Annotated in this window: 15 protein-coding genes; 10 read left to right on the top strand and 5 right to left on the bottom strand. The window is 75.6% G+C overall.

What is annotated here, in order from left to right:
* The first annotated feature begins 422 nt into the window (after positions 1 to 422).
* Together E1O70_RS17250 and E1O70_RS17245 are read left to right on the top strand one after the other, a co-directional pair.
* A complete protein-coding gene (locus tag E1O70_RS17250; protein ID WP_061267993.1) occupies positions 423 to 3341 on the top strand; it encodes an FAD-binding and (Fe-S)-binding domain-containing protein in 2919 nt (972 codons plus the stop codon).
* Between the two features lie 212 nt (positions 3342 to 3553).
* A complete protein-coding gene (locus E1O70_RS17245) occupies positions 3554 to 5353 on the top strand; it encodes an oleate hydratase (RefSeq protein ID WP_061267992.1) in 1800 nt (599 codons plus the stop codon).
* On the opposite strand, the gene pdxR is transcribed toward E1O70_RS17245, so the two are convergent.
* Complete coding sequence (pdxR, locus tag E1O70_RS17240) at positions 5328 to 6974, bottom strand: MocR-like pyridoxine biosynthesis transcription factor PdxR (RefSeq protein WP_061267959.1); 1647 nt, start codon at positions 6972 to 6974, stop codon at positions 5328 to 5330. The genes E1O70_RS17245 and pdxR overlap by 26 nt on opposite strands.
* A 109-nt stretch (positions 6975 to 7083) precedes the next feature.
* Between pdxR and E1O70_RS17235 the strand changes: the two genes are divergently transcribed.
* From E1O70_RS17235 to E1O70_RS17220, 4 genes are read left to right on the top strand one after another with little or no spacing between them, the layout of a single operon-like run.
* On the top strand, positions 7084 to 8067 hold the full coding sequence (locus tag E1O70_RS17235) for an aldo/keto reductase (protein WP_061267958.1): 984 nt from the start codon (positions 7084 to 7086) through the stop codon (positions 8065 to 8067).
* Between the two features lie 59 nt (positions 8068 to 8126).
* Complete coding sequence (locus tag E1O70_RS17230; protein ID WP_061267957.1) at positions 8127 to 8690, top strand: GNAT family N-acetyltransferase; 564 nt, start codon at positions 8127 to 8129, stop codon at positions 8688 to 8690.
* A gap of 40 nt (positions 8691 to 8730) precedes the next feature.
* Positions 8731 to 9348, top strand: a complete 618-nt coding sequence (locus tag E1O70_RS17225) for a nitroreductase family protein (RefSeq protein ID WP_061267956.1) — start codon at positions 8731 to 8733, stop codon at positions 9346 to 9348.
* Positions 9345 to 10091 (top strand): hypothetical protein, encoded by a 747-nt coding sequence (locus E1O70_RS17220; RefSeq protein ID WP_061267955.1) that lies wholly within the window; start codon positions 9345 to 9347, stop codon positions 10089 to 10091. The genes E1O70_RS17225 and E1O70_RS17220 overlap by 4 nt, the downstream gene beginning before the upstream one ends.
* A 20-nt stretch (positions 10092 to 10111) precedes the next feature.
* On the opposite strand, the gene E1O70_RS17215 is transcribed toward E1O70_RS17220, so the two are convergent.
* Both E1O70_RS17215 and cofD read right to left on the bottom strand, forming a co-directional pair.
* Positions 10112 to 10999, bottom strand: a complete 888-nt coding sequence (locus E1O70_RS17215) for a CofC family guanylyltransferase (RefSeq protein ID WP_240696754.1) — start codon at positions 10997 to 10999, stop codon at positions 10112 to 10114.
* A complete protein-coding gene (cofD, locus tag E1O70_RS17210) occupies positions 10992 to 11939 on the bottom strand; it encodes a 2-phospho-L-lactate transferase (RefSeq protein ID WP_061267991.1) in 948 nt (315 codons plus the stop codon). The genes E1O70_RS17215 and cofD overlap by 8 nt, the downstream gene beginning before the upstream one ends.
* An 83-nt stretch (positions 11940 to 12022) precedes the next feature.
* Between cofD and E1O70_RS17205 the strand changes: the two genes are divergently transcribed.
* The 3 genes from E1O70_RS17205 (at position 12023) to E1O70_RS17195 (ending at position 14719) form a co-directional block, all read left to right on the top strand.
* Positions 12023 to 12343 (top strand): MTH1187 family thiamine-binding protein, encoded by a 321-nt coding sequence (locus tag E1O70_RS17205; RefSeq protein WP_021483491.1) that lies wholly within the window; start codon positions 12023 to 12025, stop codon positions 12341 to 12343.
* 149 nt (positions 12344 to 12492) lie between these two features.
* Complete coding sequence (locus E1O70_RS17200; RefSeq protein WP_128957739.1) at positions 12493 to 13947, top strand: restriction system modified-DNA reader domain-containing protein; 1455 nt, start codon at positions 12493 to 12495, stop codon at positions 13945 to 13947.
* Between the two features lie 127 nt (positions 13948 to 14074).
* On the top strand, positions 14075 to 14719 hold the full coding sequence (locus E1O70_RS17195) for an aspartate/glutamate racemase family protein (RefSeq protein WP_061267952.1): 645 nt from the start codon (positions 14075 to 14077) through the stop codon (positions 14717 to 14719).
* A gap of 12 nt (positions 14720 to 14731) precedes the next feature.
* Here the strand turns inward: E1O70_RS17195 and E1O70_RS17190 are convergent, their stop codons facing one another.
* Together E1O70_RS17190 and E1O70_RS17185 are read right to left on the bottom strand one after the other, a co-directional pair.
* Entirely contained in the window at positions 14732 to 15583 is an 852-nt protein-coding gene (locus E1O70_RS17190) for an ABC transporter permease (protein WP_082774503.1), read from the bottom strand.
* The gene (locus tag E1O70_RS17185; protein WP_061267951.1) at positions 15580 to 16677 is read right to left on the bottom strand and encodes an ATP-binding cassette domain-containing protein; all 1098 of its coding nucleotides are present in this window, start codon (positions 16675 to 16677) and stop codon (positions 15580 to 15582) included. The genes E1O70_RS17190 and E1O70_RS17185 overlap by 4 nt, the downstream gene beginning before the upstream one ends.
* Before the next feature lie 93 nt (positions 16678 to 16770).
* Between E1O70_RS17185 and E1O70_RS17180 the strand changes: the two genes are divergently transcribed.
* Complete coding sequence (locus tag E1O70_RS17180; protein WP_061267950.1) at positions 16771 to 17793, top strand: helix-turn-helix transcriptional regulator; 1023 nt, start codon at positions 16771 to 16773, stop codon at positions 17791 to 17793.
* Positions 17794 to 18160 lie beyond the last annotated feature (367 nt).

Here is an 18160-nt window from a genome sequence, read left to right as displayed (position 1 = left end):
CGGGCAGCGGCGACCCGCCCGCCGCGGGCGACCGGCCGCCGTCGGGCATCAGGTGCCCATGCCGGCCGCAACCTCGGCCGTGATCGGTGACCACGCGCTGCCGGGCATGGCCAGGCCTCTACGTCGGCGGACCACCCTTCTACCTCGACGGACCACGCCTCTACCTCGGCAGACCAGGGCTCTACCTCGGCAGATCGGGGGTCAGGGGGCGGACGGGGCGGAGGGTCGGGGGCAGGGGGTGCGACAATCGCGACGTGTCCGCTGAGATCGACGCCACCCCGACCCCCGCCCCGCAGCACTACGGGAACGGCTCGCGGCGGTCCGGCTCCCGCGCGACGACGTCGCCGGAGGCGGAGCGCGCCGCTGCCGTCCGCGAGGCGGAACGGGCGGCCGACGCCGCGCGCACGGCGCTCGCGGACGCGCTGCGGACGGTCGTGCGCGGCACGGTCGACACCGCGACGCGACGCCGCGCGGAGTACTCGACCGACGCGTCGAACTACCGCGTCGTGCCCGAGGCCGTGGTCTACCCGCAGGACGCGGACGACGTCGTCGCCGCGCTGGACGTGCTGCGCGAGCTCGAGGTGCCGGTCACGGCGCGCGGGGCGGGGACGTCGGTCGCGGGGAACTCGATCGGCCCGGGCGTGGTGCTGGACTTCACGCGGCACGTGAACCGCGTGCTCGACGTCGACCCGGAGGCGCGCACGGCGCGCATCGAGCCGGGCGTCGTCATGTCGACGCTCCAGCAGGAGGCGGCCCCGCACGGGCTGCGGTTCGGCCCGGACCCCTCGACGCAGAACCGCGCGACGCTCGGCGGCATGATCGGCAACAACGCGTGCGGGCCGCACGCCGTCGCGTACGGGCGCACGGTCGACAACGTGCTCGCGCTCGACGTCGTCGACGGCCGCGGGCGCCGCTTCACGGCCGGCACGGGCGACCCGACGTTCGCGGCGGTCCCCGGTCTGGCGGAGCTCGTCCGCGAGAACCTCGCGCTGATCCGCACGGAGTTCGGGCGGTTCGGGCGCCAGGTGTCGGGCTACTCGCTGGAGCACCTGCTGCCGGAGAACGGCTCGGACCTCGCCAAGGCGCTCGTCGGCACCGAGGGCACGCTCGTGACGATCCTCGAGGCCACGGTGCGCCTGGTGCCGGTGCCGTCCAAGCCGACGCTCGTCGTGCTGGGCTACCCGGACATGCCGTCCGCGGCCGACGACGTCCCGACCTTCCTCGGCCTCAGCCCCCTCGCGGTCGAGGGCCTCGACGCGCGGCTCGTCGACGTCGTGCGCCGCGCCAAGGGCGACGCGTCCGTGCCGCCGCTGCCCCCGGGCGCCGGCTGGCTCATGGTCGAGGTCGGCGGCGCGACCCCCGAGGAGGCGATGGCGAACGCCGAGGCGATCGTCGCGGCGTCGGGCAGCGAGGCCACGATGATCCTGCCCGCGGGCCCCGAGGCGACCAAGATGTGGCAGATCCGGGCCGACGGCGCAGGGCTCGCCGGGCGCACGCCCGCGGGCGAGCAGGCGTGGCCGGGCTGGGAGGACTCCGCCGTCCCGCCGGAGAAGCTGGGCGACTACCTGCGCGACCTCGACGCGCTCATGGCGCGCTACGGCGTCGACGGCCTGCCGTACGGGCACTTCGGCGACGGGTGCGTGCACCTGCGCATCGACATCCCGCTCGAGGCGTCGGGGTCGGTGCTGCGCACGTTCATGCTGGAGGCGGCCGAGCTCGTCGCGAAGTACGGCGGCTCGCTCTCGGGCGAGCACGGCGACGGCCGCGCGCGCTCGGAGCTGCTCCCGGTCATGTACAGCCCCGAGGCGATCGCGCTCATGGAGCGGTTCAAGGCGCTGTTCGACCCGCAGGACGTCATGAACCCGGGCGTCGTGGTGCGCCCGAGCGCCGTCGACGACGACCTGCGCCGCCCGCACGCGCACCCGCTGCTGTCGAAGGTCGGTGCGCCGGGGACGCCCGGGACGAGCACGGCCGCGCCCGCGAAGGTCACGAAGATCTCGCGTCGCGCCGGCTACCAGGGCTTCTCGTTCGCGCACGACCACGGCGACATGACCCAGGCCGTGCACCGGTGCGTCGGCGTCGGCAAGTGCCGCGCCGACACCAGCGCCGCAGGCGGCTTCATGTGCCCGTCGTACCAGGCGACGAAGGACGAGAAGGACGTCACGCGCGCCCGCGCCCGCGTGCTCCAGGAGGCGGTGAACGGCACGCTCGTCGGCGGTCTCGCGGCGCCCGAGGTGCGCGAGTCGCTCGACTTGTGCCTGTCCTGCAAGGCGTGCTCGAGCGACTGCCCCGCGGGCGTCGACATGGCGCAGTACAAGTCCGAGGTCCTGTACCGGACGTACCGCGGCAGGCTGCGCCCCGTCGACCACTACTCGCTCGGCTGGCTCCCGGTCTGGGCGCGCCTCGCGACCGGGATGCCGCGCCTGGCCAACAAGCTGCTGGGGTTCCGGCCGCTCGCGAAGGCGGTCCTGTGGGCGGGCGGGATGGACACGCGCCGCTCCATGACGGAGTTCGCCGAGGTGCCGTTCCGCACGTGGTGGAGGCGCGGCGGCGCGACCCAGGGCGTGCCCGGCCTGCGCATCGGGCAGCAGCCAGGCCGCCCCGTGCGCGACGAGCGCCCGAAGGTCGTCCTGTGGACCGACTCGTTCAGCGACAACATGTCGCCGGGCGTGCCGCAGGCCGCCGTCAAGGTGCTCACCGCGGCGGGGTACGACGTCGTCGTGCCCGACGAGCAGGCGTGCTGCGGCCTCACGTGGATCAGCACGGGCCAGCTCGACGGCGCGCGCAAGCGCCTGGAGAACCTGCTGTCCGTGCTCGGCCCGTACGCCGTGAACGGCATCCCGATCATGGGGCTCGAGCCGTCGTGCACGGCCGTGCTGCGCTCCGACCTCGTGGACCTGTTCCCCGACGACCCCCGCGCCCAGGCGGTCTCCGCCGCGACGCGCACGCTCGCCGAGCTCCTCACCTCGGTCGACACCGCGCCCGGGCGCGAGTCCGGGTGGCGCGTGCCCGACCTCTCGGACGTGACCGCCGTCGTGCAGCCGCACTGCCACCAGCACTCGGTGATGGGCTTCGCCGCGGACGAGCGGCTCCTGCGCGACGCGGGCGCGACCATCAAGGTCCTCGCCGGCTGCTGCGGCCTCGCGGGCAACTTCGGCATGCAGAAGGGCCACTACGAGACGTCGGTCGCCGTCGCGGAGAACGCGCTGCTGCCCGCGCTGCGCGACGCCGCCCCCGGCGACGTGTACCTCGCGGACGGCTTCTCGTGCCGCACGCAGGCCGACGACCTCGCCGGCGTGCAGGGCAAGGCCCTCGTCGAGCTGCTCGCCGAGCGGCTCTGAGCCCGTCGGGCGGCCGACCGCCCGACGGCGCACGCCGCCCGACGGCGCACGCCGCCCGATTGCGCACGGCCGCCCCGGCCCCGCACGGGCGCGCGTCCCCTGGGGTGCGTCCGCGCACCGAGGTGCGGTCCGTCGACCCCGGCGCGAGCATGGCAGGGGAGCACCACCGCGGGCGGTGCTCCGTCCACGTCGTCGGCGGTGAGGGGCAGGCCATGTACTACTCCAGCGGCAACTACGAGGCGTTCGCGCGGCCGCGCAGGCCGGAGCGGACGGACCGGCTCGGGTCCGTGCACCTGGTGGGAGCGGGCCTCGCGTCGCTGTCCGCGGCGGGCTTTCTCGTCCGCGACGGCCAGGTGCCGGGGGAGAAGATCACCGTCTACGAGCGGCTCCGGCTCCCCGGCGGCGCGCTCGACGGCATCAAGGAGCCGCGGCGCGGGTTCGTGATCCGTGGCGGGCGCGAGCTCGAGGACCACATGGAGTGCCTGTGGGACCTGTTCCGCTCCGTCCCGTCGATCGAGACCGAGGGCGTCTCGGTCCTCGACGAGTTCTACTGGCTCAACAAGGACGACCCGAACTTCTCGCTCCAGCGCGTCACCGAGGACCGCGGGAAGGACGCGCACTTCGACAACCTGTTCCGCCTCGACGAGAAGGCGCAGAAGGAGATCACGAAGATCTTCCTCGCGCGCCGCGAGGACATGGAGGGCAAGTCGATCGAGGACGTCATGTCGCGGCACTTCCTCGACAGCCAGTTCTGGCTCTACTGGCGTACGATGTTCGCGTTCCAGGAATGGCACAGCGCGCTCGAGTTCAAGCTCTACCTGCACCGGTTCATCCACCACGTCGGCGGCCTGCCCGACCTCTCGGCGCTCAAGTTCACCAAGTACAACCAGTACGAGTCGATGGTGCTGCCGCTCACGCGCTGGCTCATGGACCAGGGCGTGACGTTCCGGTTCCACGTCGAGGTCACCGACATCGACTTCGACCTCGCCCCGGACCGCAAGGTCGCCACGCGGCTGCACCTGCTGGACCACGCGGCGGCCCACGAGTCCGGCGGGGCCGCCGTCGAGCGGACGATCGACCTCGGCGAGGACGACCTCGTCATCGCGACCATCGGCTCGCTCACCGAGAACTCCGACAACGGCGACCAGCACACGCCTGCGCGCCTCGACACGGGGCCCGCGCCCGCGTGGGACCTGTGGCGGCGCGTCGCGGCCAAGGACCCGTCGTTCGGCCGGCCCGACGTCTTCAGCACCGACATCCCGCTCACCAAGTGGCAGTCCGCCACCGTCACGACGCTCGACCGGCGCATCCCCGAGCACATCGAGCGCATCTGCCGGCGGGACCCGTTCAGCGGGAAGGTCGTCACGGGCGGCATCGTCACCGCGCGCGACTCGGCGTGGCTGATGAGCTGGACCGTCAACCGGCAGCCGCACTTCAAGGCGCAGTCGCCCGACGAGATCGTCGTGTGGGTCTACGGCCTGTTCGTGGACACCCCCGGCGACTACGTGAAGAAGTCGCTCCAGGAGTGCACGGGCGAGGAGATCACGCAGGAGTGGCTCTACCACCTCGGCGTGCCGGAGGCCGACATCCCGACCCTCGCCGCCGAGGCCGCGAGCTGCGTGCCCGTGATGATGCCGTACGTCACGGCGTTCTTCATGCCCCGGCACGCGGGCGACCGGCCCCAGGTCGTGCCCGACGGCGCCCGCAACTTCGCGTTCATCGGCCAGTTCGCCGAGACCACCCGGGACACGATCTTCACCACCGAGTACTCCGTGCGCACCGGCATGGAGGCGGCCTACCAGCTGCTCGACCTGGAGCGCGGCGTGCCCGAGGTCTTCAACAGCACGTACGACGTCCGCAAGCTGCTCGCCGCGGTGAGCGCCCTGCGCGACGGCGAGGAGCTCGACATCCCCGGGCCGCGGATCCTGCGCGACCGGCTCCAGAAGAAGGTGGACGCCACCGAGATCGGCGAGCTGCTCGCCGAGTTCAGCCTCCTGTCCCACGACGAGTAGCGGCACGCACCGCGTCGGTGAGCCGGGCGACCGCCTCGTCGACGCGGGCGTCGGCGAGGTTGCCGTACCCGAGCACGAGGGTCGTCGACCGCTCGGCGGGGCGCACCTGGTAGCGGCGCAGGTCGACGACGGTCACCTCGCGCCGCGCGGCCTCGCGCACGACGTGCGCGGCGTCGGGCGCGGGGTCGTCGGGCGAGCCCGGCAGGGACAGCAGCGCGTGCATCCCCGCCGCGATGCCGCGCACCGCGGCGCCGGGCAGCACGCGGGCGAGGGCGTCGAGCACGGCGTCGCGACGGCGGCGGTAGCGCCCGCGCGCGGCGCGCAGGTGCCGGTCGTAGCCCCCGGACGCGACGAGCCGCGCGAACGTGAGCTGGTCGACGGTGGACGGGGCCGCCGTCGGGCCGTGCGGGGCGGCCGCGCGCGCGACGGACTCGCGCCAGCGGGCGGGCACGACCATCCACCCGACGCCGAACGCGGGGCTCATCGTCTTGCTCACCGAGCCGAGCAGCACGACCCGGTCGGGGTCGAGCTGCTGGAGCGCGGCGACGGGCCGGCGGTCGTAGCGGAACTCGGCGTCGTAGTCGTCCTCGACGACGACGCCGTCGACGTCCCGCGCCCAGGTGAGGACGGCCTCGCGCCGCTCGGGCGCGAGCGCGGAGCCGGTGGGGAACTGGTGCGCGGGCGTGAGGAGCGCGGCCCGCGCGCCCGTCCGCCGGGACGCGTCGACGAGCGCCTCGACGTCCGCGCCCCCGGCGTCCACGGGGACCGGGACGGGGGTGAGACCGGCGCGCGCCGCGACGTCGCGCAGCACCGACCAGCTCGGGTCCTCGACGAGCAGGTGCGTGTGGCCCGCCTCGACGAGCGCTGCGGCGACGCGCGTCATGCCGTCCGTCGCGCCGCGCGTCATCACGACGGCGTCGTCCGGCCCGGTGACGACGCGCGCCCGGCGCAGGTGGCCGGCGACGACGGCGCGCGCGTGCGGGTGCCCGGCGGGGGCGGGCTGCCCGAGGTCGTCGTTCGACGCCGTCCCGCCGGACGTGCCGAGCGCCTCGCGTGCCGCGCGGAGCCACGCGTCGCGCGGGACGTGCCGGAGATCGGGGACGCCCGGCGCGAGGTCGAACCGGGCGCGCGCGGCGTGGGTCCTGCCGGTGTCGGTCCGCCCGGCGTCCACGACGGCGCGCGCGGGTCTACCGTCCGCCGCTCGTTCCTCGCGGCTCCCGCCAGGCCCGCCACGACCCGCGCGCACCGTCGTTCCTGCCGGGCTCGTGGGCCGCTCGCCCAGCGCGCTCGTTCCCCTCGGGCTCGTCGAGCGGGCGCCGGCTGCGGCGGAGACGCGGGTCGCGGAGCCGGTGCGCGCCTCGAGGAAGCCCTCGGCGACGAGCTGGCCGTACGCCTCCGTGACGACCCACCGCGACACCCCGAGCGACTCGGCGAGCTGTCGGCTCGGCGGCAGCGCCGCGCCGACGGGGACGCGGCCGGCGTGCACGGCGTCGCGGACCGCGCGCTCGAGCCGCTCGACGCGCGACCCCGGCCCCGCGCCCAGGTCGAGCAGGGCCTCCCAGGCGAGCGCCGCCGTCGGCCCGGGGCGGTCGGACGGCAGATTGGTCTGGTCGACGGCCATGGCATCGGACCGTACACCCGTGCCGATGCCTCCCTAGCGTGGAGCACGTCACCGAGACCACGGTCCGCCACGGACCGCTCGGACCACCGGCAGATCCAGGGAGACCACCATGCGGTACCGCACCATCGGCGACGGACGCACCTCCTTCGAGGTGTCGACCCTGTGCCTCGGCACGATGAACATGGGCACGCTCGTCGACGAGGACACCTCGTTCGCGATCCTCGACCGCTACCGCGAGGCGGGCGGCACGTTCCTCGACACCGCGAACAACTACAGCTTCTGGGCCGACGGCCACGGCCGCGACAGCGAGGACCTGCTCGGCCGCTGGCTCGCGAGCCGCGGCGCGCGCGACGAGGTCCGGATCGCGACGAAGCTCGGCGCGGCCAAGAAGGACCCGGCCCTGCCGCTGCGGAACGTCGAGCCGACGAACTTCCAGGGGCTCGGCGCCGACGTCGTCGCGGACGAGGCGCACGAGAGCCTGCGCCACCTCGGCGTCGACCACCTGGACGTGCTGTACGGGCACGTCGACGACCACGGGACGCCGCTCGCCGAGACCGTCGGCGCGTTCGGCAAGCTCCAGGCGGAGGGCGTCGTCGGCATCACGGGCATCTCGAACGTCGCGCTGTGGCGCGTCGTCGAGGCGCGCGAGGAGGCGCTGCGCCAGGGCGTCGCGCCCTACGGGCTCGTCCAGCAGAACTACACCTACGCCTACCCGACGCCCAAGCCCGGGCGGCACAACTGGGCGTCGTACGAGCTGCTCGACTACGCGGCGTCCACAGGCGTCGAGGGCCGCCCGCCGCTCGCCGTCACCGCCTACTCGCCGATCCTCCAGGGCGCGTACGTGCGCCGGGACAAGCCGCTCTGGGACGGGTTCGACCACCCGACCACGCGCGAGCGCATCCGCCTCCTGCACGAGGTCGCGGGCGAGCTCGGCGCGACGCCGAACCAGGTCGCGCTCGCGTGGCTCCTCGGCGGCGAGCACCCGGTGGTCCCGGTCGTCGGGCCCAGCACGGTCGAGCAGCTCGACGACCTCCTCGGCGCGGCCGACCTGGAGCTCGACCCCGAGCTGCGCGCGCGCCTCGACGCGGCCTGAGCCGGCCGAGCGGCCCGGCCCGGCGCACGCACGCCGGGCCGGGCTGCCACGATGGGCCGATGCCCACCACGCTCGTCGAGCGCACCCGGCCGGACGACTGGCGCGACCTGCGGGACGTCCGCCTGCGGGCGCTCGCGGACGCGCCGTCCGCGTTCGGCTCGACCCTCGCGCGCGAGGTCGCCTTCCCCGACGACGTGTGGCGAGAGCGCGCGGCGCAGGGACGCACGCTCCTGGCGCGGACGACGTTCGACGGCGGCCCGCCTGGCGACCGCAGCAAGTCCGAGGACGGCGCCCCGCCCGGGAGCGGCCGGTCGCCCGGTCCCGTGGTCGGGGTCGCGGCCGTCGTTCCCTCGCCCGACGACCCGACCGTGGCCGAGCTCGTGTCCGTGTGGGTCGAGCCCGGCGCGCGGGGGAGCGGCGTGGCGGCGTCGCTCGTGGCGCGCGCCGACGACCTCGCGGCCGGGCTCGGCGCGCGCACGCTCGCGCTCTGGGTCACCGCGACCAACGCCCCCGCGCTCCGGCTCTACGAGCGCGCGGGCTTCGCGCCGACCGGCGACACCCAGCCCCTCCCGAGCGACCCCCGCCTCGTCGAGCTGCGGATGACGCGGCGCGTCGCCGGATAGGGTGCGGGGACCTGATCCCGGACCGTGCCGAGGGGGCCGCGTGGAGTTCCAGGACGTCGTCCGACGCCGGCGCATGGTGCGCCGGTTCACCGACGAGGCGGTCGACCCGGACGCCGTCGACCGCCTCGTGCGCAACGCCGTCCGCGCACCGAGCGCGGGGTTCGCGCAGGGGTGGTCGTTCCTCGTGCTCACGGAGCCCGACGACGTCGCGCGCTTCTGGGCCGCGACCTCGCCCGAGCAGCCCGAGCGGAGCATGAGCACGTGGCTCGCCGGGATGCGCACGGCGCCCGTGCTCGTCGTGGTCCTCACGTCGAAGGACGTCTACCTCGACCGGTACGCCGAGGACGACAAGGGCTGGGCGGACCGCGACGAGAACCGCTGGGCGGTGCCGTACTGGCACGTCGACGCCGGGATGGCGGCGCTGCTCATGCTCCAGACCGCCGTCGACGACGGGCTCGGCGCGTGCTTCTTCGGCGTCGCGCCGGGCGAGGTCGGGCGGCTGCGCGCGGCGTTCGGCATCCCCGACGCGTACGCACCGACCGGGGTGGTCGCCGTCGGGCACCCCGCCGACCGGGCGGCCACGGGCTCGCCGCGCCGTCGCGCGCGCAAGCCGCTCGACGACGTCGTGCACCGCGGCCGCTGGGGAGGCCGGTCGTGACGCGCTCGCGTGCGGGGGCGCTCGCCGTCGGGCTCGCGCTCGCCGTCCTCGGCGCGGGAGCGTGCACGGCGAGCGCGACGCCCGAGGACCCGACGGGCGCGGCGTCCGCGACGCGGACGGACCGGCCGCCCGCCGAGGTCCCGGCCGACGACCCGACCGCCTCGGCCGACCCGGAGCGGACCCCGGGTGGCTCCGACGATCCGACGGCGGCCGCCTCCGCCGGGCCGGGGGAGGAGCCCGAGGCCGTACCGCCCGAGGTCACGGGCCTCGGTGGCGCGACCGGCGCGACACCGCTCGTCGTGCGGGCCGGGTGGCAGGTCGTCGGCGCGAGCGGCGCGTGCGTGCTGTCGTCGCGTGCCGCGGCCGACCCGGCAGCACCGACGGCGAGCCCGCGCGACGCGTCCGCCGCCCTCCTCGCAGAGACGGTCGCCGCGGACGGCGGCGACCTCACGGCTCCCCGCGACGTCCTGCTGCCCCTCCTCGCCGACGGCGTGACCCTCCAGGGGGTGAACGCCGCGGCCCAGGACTGGACGGTGACGACCCCGCGCGGCGAGGTGCGGGTGCGCGGGGCGGCCCGCGTCGTGAGCGTGCCGACGTTCGAGGGCGACGCGTCGACGCAGTCCGTGGTGCTCGCGCTGGACTGCGCCGGGCCGCTCGACGAGGGCGCGTGGCAGCGCCTCCTCGCCGAGGTACGTGTCGGCCTCCTCGCGCCCGCCGAGGAGCTCGGTACCTGGCCGTCGTAGCGGCGCGGGCGGGTGTCGGGTCAGGCGTCGTGGTCGCGCAGCGCCGGGACGTGCAGCCCCACGGCGGCCCGCACGTGCGGGGGCAGCTCGCCCCAGTCGTCCACGGTGTCCAGGTCGACGGCGGTCCCAGGCCGCTGCACGACGACGGCCCGCAGCCCGAGCCGCTCGGCCTCCGCGACGTGCGCCGCGCGACTGTCCGGCCCGAACCGGAACCGGAACCCCGCACCGTGAGGACCGCCGCCGGGCCGAGCACGAGGTTCCTGGCGTTCTGTGCCGGTTCCCGACAGCAAGGTCGTGCTCGACGGCGCGGAGGCCGGGGGGTCGAGGACGAGCAGGTTCGTGCCGGCTCCGAGCCGGTCCGTCGCGACGACGACGGGGGCGTCCTCGGCGAGGAGCGCCGCGACGTCCGCGGTCGTGAGCGCGGGGAGGTCGGCGTGCGCCACGAGGAGCCGCACCGGGCGGTGCTCCGCCGTGCCCGACGTCGTGCCCTCCTCCGGCTCCGACGCCGCGATCTCGCGCCCGACGTCCACCGCGGCGTCCAGGCCCGGCCGGTCCGCGGGCTGGAGCACGATGCGCAGGCGGTCCGCGTCGGCGGTGAGGAGGGGCAGACCCTCGCCGTCGTCCGTCGCCGCGGCGGCGCCGTCCACCACGACGTCCCGCAGCGCCCGCCACGTGAACCGCGGGTCCGACGTCACGACGACCACGCGCTCCACGTCCTCGCTCGCGAGCAGCGTGCCCACGACGTGCCGCGCGAGCACGCCGATCAGCCTGCTGCGCGACGCGGGGTCGAGCACGTGCGCGAGGCGCGACTTCCCCGACGAGCCGTCGCGCAGCGGCACGACGGCGACCACGCGCCCCGGGCGGGCATCCGCACCCGGGCGGGCGCCGGCGTCGGGCGGCTCAGCCACGTGCGGGACCCGACAGGAGCGTGCGCGCCAGGCGCTCGCGGCCCTCGGCGCCGCCCATGACCGTGTCCGTCACGACGACGTCCATCCCGAGCGCGCGGACGGCGTCCGCGAGGTGCGCGTCGTGGTCGTCGATGACCATGACGTCGACCAGGCCCACGTAGAGGCGCGCGACGCCGAGCGCGGAGACCTCGTGCCCGAGCGTCGTGAGGATCTGCGCCGCCGGGCCCTTGAGCGCGCGACCGCCCACGATCGGGCTCACCGCGACGCGTCGCGCCGACGTCACGGCGAGCGCCTCCCGCACGCCCGCGACGCCCAGCACCGGCTCCACCGACAGGAACGGGTTCGACGGCGCGACCACGACGACGTCGGCGCCGGTCACCGCGTCGAGCACGCCGGGCGCCGGGCGCGCGGCGTCGATGCCGTCGTAGACGAGACCGAGCACGTCGTCCGCGTGCCGGCGGCCCACGAAGTACTCCTGGAACCCGAGGCGCCCGGCGGGCGTGTCGACGAGCGTCGCGACGCGGTCGTCGGTCACGGGCAGCACGCGCGCCCGGACGCCGAGCGCGGACGTGAGCTGCGCGGTGACGTCGGACAGCGGCGCGCCCGCGCGCAGCCGGGCCGTCCGCACGACGTGCGTCGCGAGGTCGCGGTCGCCGAGCGTGAACCACGTGTCCTCGCCGAGCCGGCCCATCGCCTCCAGGGCCGCGTACGTCTCCCCGACGACGCCCCAGCCGCGCTCCTCGTCCGCGAGATCGGCGAGCGTGTACGTCACGGTGTCGAGGTCGGGCGAGATCCACAGCCCGTGCAGCTCGACGTCGTCCGCCACGTTGACGACGACCGTGAGGTCCGTCCCCGCGAGGTCCAGACCGTGCGCGAGGCGGGCCCCGCCGACCCCGCCCGCGAGCACGGTGACGCGGTCGGTGCGGTGTTCTGCTGTCACGACGACGAGCCTACGTCGGAGCACGGTCCCCTCGGAGAGCGCCCGGTGCCCCGGCCCGTGGCGCACCGTGCCACGATGGACCCATGGCCGTCTTCGCCTTCTCCGTCGCCCCGCTCGGTGCCGGCGAGTCCGTCGCGGACTCCGTCGCCGAGGCCGTCCGCATCGTCCGCGAGTCGGGCCTGCCGAACCGCACCACGTCGATGTTCACCGAGATCGAGGGTGACTGGGACGTCGTCATGCCCGTGATCCAGCGTGCGACCGAGGCCGTCGGCGCGGGCGGTCACCGCGTGTCGCTGGTCCTCAAGGCCGACATCCGCCCGGGTCGCACGGGCGAGCTCACGGGCAAGGTCGAGCGCGTCGAGGAGCGGCTCGCGGCCGAGTCGGAGGACACCGGGCACGCCTGACCGGGCGGGTGACGCCCGGGCCGGAGGGCGGGGCCGGACGGCCCTTGCGCACCGGTTCGCCCGCTTCGAGGGACTTGACCCGCCCCCGTAGGCTATGGCGCATACGCCCCCGCCCAGGTCGCGTTTCCGCTGCTGCAGGAGAACCCCCGATGCCCCTCTTCGAGGTGGACGCCGAGCGTCCCGTACTGGTCCAGCCGCCCCAGCAGGCAGGAGCATTCGGGACGGACGCGCAGCGGGTGGTGGACGGCAACCTCGAGGGACTGCTGGGCGAGCAGATCTTCCCGGTCGCGCAGGGCACGTCCGACGACGAGCCGCACCTCCTCGCGCTCGACGCGGCGGGGCTCCCGGTCGTCATCGAGGTCACGGCCGAGCTCACCGAGGAGGCCCTGACCGCGGCGCTCAACCACGCGGGCCGCGCCGGTCGCCTCACGCGCGCCGAGCTCGCCGCGCGCTACACGGGCGGCGCGTCGCGCTTCCAGCAGGACGTCGCCGCGTTCTACGACAACGTGCCCCTCACGCGCTCGCAGGCGACCGCGCGCGCCACGGGCGCGCGCCTCATCGTCATCTGCTCGAGCGCCGCGCCCGGCATCCAGGACGCGCTCGACTTCCTGCGCCAGCCCGGCTCGCCGGTCGCGGTGCTGCGCCTCGGCGTGGTCCACGGGGCCGACGGCCGCCGCTTCGTCGACGTGTCCCCGCTCGCGATGACGCGCGACAACCCCGCGCCACCCGCGGCACCCGAGCCCCCGCGGGGCCGTGCCGTCGCCCCCGGTTCCGACTTCGCGGACGGCGTCGCCGTGGGCCGAGCCCTGACCGGCAAGTTTCCCGTGGTGACGCGTCAGGCCGCGAGGTCCCGGGCGGAGCGCCGCCGGGCCGCCGAGCTCGAGCCCCGCACCACCTACGGCGTCGCGCCGACGTCGGCCGACGAGACGGGCCAGCTCGCGCCCCTCGCCGCGACGGACGAGCCGCGCCGCGCCGAGCCGCCCGTGCTCGACTTCGTGCCCCTGGACGACCCGCTCACCGCGCGCACGGCGCCCGAGCCCGCGCCGACGGCCTGGGCCGACCGCCGCCCGGTCGAGGGCGCCGACGAGGCGCCGGCCTCGCGCACCTCGATCCTCACGCGCGAGTCGATCCGTACCCGGGAGTCGATCCGGACGCGCGAGTCGTACCTCACGCACGAGTACGGCGACCAGCGCAGCCCGGCGCAGGAGCGCCCGTACGACCCGCTGTCGTACCACCCGCCCGTCGACCTCGGCACGGGGCCGGACCTTCCGTCGAGGAGCCGCGACGTCGCGCCGGTGCCGTCCCCGCCCGCGGCCGACCTGCCGCTCGGCCCCGAGGACGACCCGGACCTCGTCGCGCTCGCCCGCGCGTTCGGCGCCCCGCGCCAGCTCGTCTGGTCGCGGCCCCGGCGCGGGCAGCGCTTCGAGGCGGTGCTCCAGCCCGACGGCTTCATCGAGCTGTCCGACGGCGCCCGGTTCCGCCACCCGGACCTCGCCGCGGTCGCGGTCTCCGGCACCCACACCGCCGACGGCTGGAGCGTCTGGCGCCTGGGCACCGACGACGGCCCCACCCTCACCGACGCCTTCCGCGAGCACACCGCCTGAGCCCGCGGGCCGGGACCGCTCCTGGCGTGAGACGGGAGAAGTGGCCCCTGGCGGACTCGCCGCAGGGGCCACTTCTCGCATCTCGCCCCGGCGCCCCGGGACCGCACCACGACGACCGGAGGCACGCGTGATCGGGTTCCTGCACACGGCGGAGGTCCACGTCGCGACGTTCGGTGCGCTCGTCGACGAGGTCGCGCCGGGGGAGGGCCACACGCATCGCGTGGACGTTCCCCTGCTCGACGCCGCGCGCGGGGGCGTGCCCGTCGCCGCGCGGGTGCGAGCCCACGTCGAGGCGCTCGCCGCGGCGGGCGCGTCGGCGGTCGTGTGCACGTGCTCGACGCTGGGGCCGGTCGCGGAGAGCGCCGGTCGGGGGTCGTCCGTGGTCCCCGTGGTGCGGGTGGACGCGCCGCTCGCGGCGGAGGCGGTGCGCGACGGCGGCCGGGTCGCCGTGGTCGTCGCGCTCGCCTCGACGCTGGCCCCGACGACGGAGCTCCTCGCCGACGCGGCTCGCCGCGCGGGGACGCAGGTCGAGCTGGAGCCGGTCGTCTGCGGCGACGCCTGGGCGGCGTTCGAGGCCGGCGACCTCACGGCCTACCACCGGGCCGTCGCCGACGCGGTGCGGGACGCCGTCGCGCGCCGCAGGCCCGACGTGGTCGTGCTCGCGCAGGCGAGCATGGCGCCCGCCGCCCCGCTGCTCGCCGACGTGCCCGTCCGGGTGCTGACGAGCCCGGGCAGCGCGGTGGCCCGGGCCGTGGAGCTGGCCCGGGCCTGACGCGCGCCCCGCTCAGTCGGTCGTCCGCACCATGGTCCGGATCCCGACGGCGAGCCCGACGGCGGCCGTCACGACGGCGGCGACCCACCCCCACGCGACGGCGGACGCCGTGAGGTCGCCCGCGAAGAGCGCCCGCTCGGCGTCGACCACGTAGCGCAGCGGGTTGACGTCGGACGCGACCTGCATCCAGCGGGGTCCGGTCTCGAGCGGCAGGAGCATGCCGGACAGGATCATGAGCGGGAAGACGAGCGTCTGCTGCACGACCCAGAACATCCAGTCCTGCTTGCGGACGGCGAGCGCGAGCGCGTAGCTGAGGGAGCCGATCCCCACGCCGAAGACGGCGAGCAGCACCAGCCCCACGACGGCGCCGGCGGGGTGCAGCTCGAAGCCGAACGGCAGCATGACGAGCACCACGACGACGGACTGCGCGACGATCGGGACCATCTCCTTGAGCGCGCGCCCGACGAGGAGCGACGCGCGCGACAGCGGCGCGACGAGCATCCGCTCGTGCGCCCCCGTCTGCAGCTCGACGAGGAGGTTCGCGCCCGTCGTGGACGTCCCGAACAGCGTCGTCATGACGAGGATCGACGGCACGAACCACTGCCAGACGTTGCCGCCCAGGACCTCCTGGCCGGTCGTCGTGCCGCCGAGCGACCCGACGAGGAGCGGTCCGAACAGCGCGAGGAAGACGATCGGCTGGACGAGCCCGAAGAGCACGGAGAACGGGTCGTGCAGCACGGGCCGCAGCTCGCGCACGAGCACGATGCCGGTGTCGCGCGCGAAGGCGGCGAGGCCGCGGCGCGGGGCGTACGCGTGGCTCGGTGCCGTGCGCGGGGTGGTCGGGGTCGTGGTGACGGTGCTCATGCTGCGGTCCTCTCGGTGGGGTGGGCGTCGGCGCTCGTGGAGGCGCCCGCCTCGCGCAGGCTGCGCCCGGTGAGGGCGAGGAAGACGTCGTCGAGCGTGGGCCGGCGCACCTGGGCGGTGTCGACGGCGATCCCGGCGGCGTCCGCGGCGCGCAGAAGCCGGGGCAGGTACGCGTCCCCCCGCTCGGTGCGCACCTCGAGCGCGGGTGCGCTGCCGGGACCGGCGTCCGGTCCGGTGTCGGGCCCGGCGGCGCCCGCGTCCTCGGGCGCGCGGGCCACCTCGCGGAAGCCCTCGACGCGGCGGGCCAGCGCGGTGAGGTGGGCGGCGTCGTCGTGCGCGCGACCGCCCGACGGCGCGAGCGTCACCAGGACGCGGTCCCCGGCGAGCTCGGCCTTGAGGTTCGCGGCCGTGTCGTCGGCGATGACGCGCCCGTGGTCGACGACGACGACCCGCTCGGCCATGGTGTCGGCCTCGTCGAGGTAGTGCGTCGTGAGGACGATCGTCATGGGCTCGCCCGTCGTCGCGCGGGCGCCGTCGCGCATGCGCAGGACGTGCTCCCACAGGTTCGCGCGGTTGTGCGGGTCGAGACCCGTGGACGGCTCGTCGAGGAAGAGGAGCGACGGCGCGTGCACGAGGCCCATGGCGACGTCGAGCCGGCGGCGCTGCCCGCCGGAGAGGTCGGACACCTTGCGGGTGCCGTGCGCCGTGAGCTCGAGGGAGTCGAGCAGCTCGTCGGCGCGTCGCCGGGCGGTCCGGCGGTCCAGGCCGTGGATGCGGCCCTGGCTCGCGAGCTCGTCGACGGCCCGCTGCGCGTGCCCGGCCCCGTTGCCCTGCCCGACGTACCCGATGCGGTGGCGGACGGCGTCGGGCTCGGCGACGACGTCGTGGCCCGCGACGGTGGCGGTGCCCGACGTCGGCCGGGTCAGCGTGGTGAGCATGCGCAGGGTGGTCGTCTTGCCGGCCCCGTTGGGGCCGAGGACGGCGACGAGCTCGCCCGGCGCGACGTCGAGGTCGATGCCCCGCACGGCGTGCACGGTGCGGCTCTCGTCCCGCCCGACGGCGAAGTCCTTGGTCAGTGCTCTGGTCCGGATCACGGTGCTCCTCCTGGGTGCGGTGCGTGCGTCGGGGACGACTCTGCTCCGGGTAGCGGACAGGTCCGGTCCTCTACCTCGTGCGACGCTGGAGCCATGCTCGAGACCTCAGGACGACTGCTGCGGCTGCTCTCGCTGCTCCAGGCGCGCCGCGACTGGCCGGGGGCCACGCTCGCGGAGCGCCTGGAGGTCAGCCCGCGCACCGTGCGGCGCGACGTCGACCGGCTGCGCACGCTGGGCTACCCGGTGCGCGCGACCAAGGGCCCCGACGGCGGGTACCGGCTCGACGCCGGGGCGGACGTGCCGCCGCTCCTGTTCGACGACGAGCAGGCCGTCGCCGTCGCGGTCGCCCTCCGCACGGGCGCGCTGCCCGGGGTCGAGGACGCCGCGGCCCGGGCGCTCGCGACCATCCGGCAGGTGATGCCCGCGCGGCTGCGGACGCGCATCGACGCTCTGGAGGTGACCGCCGTGCCGGGGCGCCGGGAGCAGAAGCTCCCCACCGTGCGTCCCGACGTGCTCGTCGCCGTCGGGACGGCGGCGAGCGAACGACGCGTGCTCCGGTTCGACTACGACGGCGGCACCGGTGAGGTGCTCCACGCGCCGGGTGCTCCGGAGGGCGCCGGGTTCCGCGCCCCGCGGCGCGCGGAGCCGCACCACCTCGCGACGTGGGGCGGGCGGTGGTACCTCGTCGCGTGGGACCTCGACCGGGAGGACTGGCGCACGTTCCGCGTCGACCGGATGGTCCCGCGCGAGGGCACGGGGGCACGGTTCGCGCCGCGCGCGCTGCCGGCGCCCGACGTCGCGGCGTTCGTCGTGGAGCGGTTCGCCACGACCAGCTACCCGGTGCGCGGGACCGTCGAGCTCGACGCGGACGCCGCGTCGGTGGCGCGGTGGGCGGGCGCGGACGCGGTCGTCGAGCCGGCGGGGGAGGGGCGGTGCCGCCTGACGACCGGTTCCTGGTCCTGGGGCGGGCTCGCGGCCCGGTGCGCGATGTTCGACGTGCCGTTCGACGTCGTCGGGCCGCCCGAGCTGCGCGACGCCGTGCGCGTCCTGGGGGAGCGCGCGCGAGCGGCGGCGACGGGTGAGCCGGGTGAGCCGGGTCACGAGGGAGCGAGTTGACCTCCTGGCCCGCGACCCCGTAATGTTCTCGAGGTCGCCCGGCAGGGAGGAACAGACACCACGGCACAGCTCTTCGGAGCAGATGCGAAGTGGCTGGTCCCCCGGGCGAAACTCCCACCAGATCTCTCGGAGCACAGTGCTGCGCCGTGAGTACGGTGAGGGTGTCTGGATCAGGTACATTTCTGAACGGAAATCCGGTTTTCACCGGTCCGGGACGAACGGCCGGGTCTGGTAGGATTCAGAACGAAGGAAGCGCCCCGCGCAAGGGCCTCGGGAACGAGGTCGGAGGCGGTGTGTGTCGGTTGTTTGAGAACTCAACAGTGTGCTTGTTAGTCAATGCCAAATTTTTTGTCCCTGTGGCATGGCT

Source organism: Cellulosimicrobium funkei (genome assembly GCF_004519295.1).
In the GTDB taxonomy this organism is placed as follows: Bacteria; Actinomycetota; Actinomycetes; order Actinomycetales; family Cellulomonadaceae; genus Cellulosimicrobium; species Cellulosimicrobium funkei.
Note: the sequence above shows the minus strand (reverse complement) of the source record. Positions and strands in the feature narration are given on the sequence as shown.

What these genes read in the sequence shown, in the direction of transcription:
- E1O70_RS17245 (WP_061267992.1), top strand. Translation starts at nt 3,554, where the DNA reads ATGTACTACTCCAGCGGCAACTACGAGGCGTTCGCGCGGCCGCGCAGG.
- pdxR (WP_061267959.1), bottom strand. Translation starts at nt 6,974, where the DNA reads ATGGCCGTCGACCAGACCAATCTGCCGTCCGACCGCCCCGGGCCGACG.
- E1O70_RS17235 (WP_061267958.1), top strand. Translation starts at nt 7,084, where the DNA reads ATGCGGTACCGCACCATCGGCGACGGACGCACCTCCTTCGAGGTGTCG.
- E1O70_RS17230 (WP_061267957.1), top strand. Translation starts at nt 8,127, where the DNA reads ATGCCCACCACGCTCGTCGAGCGCACCCGGCCGGACGACTGGCGCGAC.
- E1O70_RS17205 (WP_021483491.1), top strand. Translation starts at nt 12,023, where the DNA reads ATGGCCGTCTTCGCCTTCTCCGTCGCCCCGCTCGGTGCCGGCGAGTCC.
- E1O70_RS17200 (WP_128957739.1), top strand. Translation starts at nt 12,493, where the DNA reads ATGCCCCTCTTCGAGGTGGACGCCGAGCGTCCCGTACTGGTCCAGCCG.
- E1O70_RS17190 (WP_082774503.1), bottom strand. Translation starts at nt 15,583, where the DNA reads ATGAGCACCGTCACCACGACCCCGACCACCCCGCGCACGGCACCGAGC.
- E1O70_RS17180 (WP_061267950.1), top strand. Translation starts at nt 16,771, where the DNA reads ATGCTCGAGACCTCAGGACGACTGCTGCGGCTGCTCTCGCTGCTCCAG.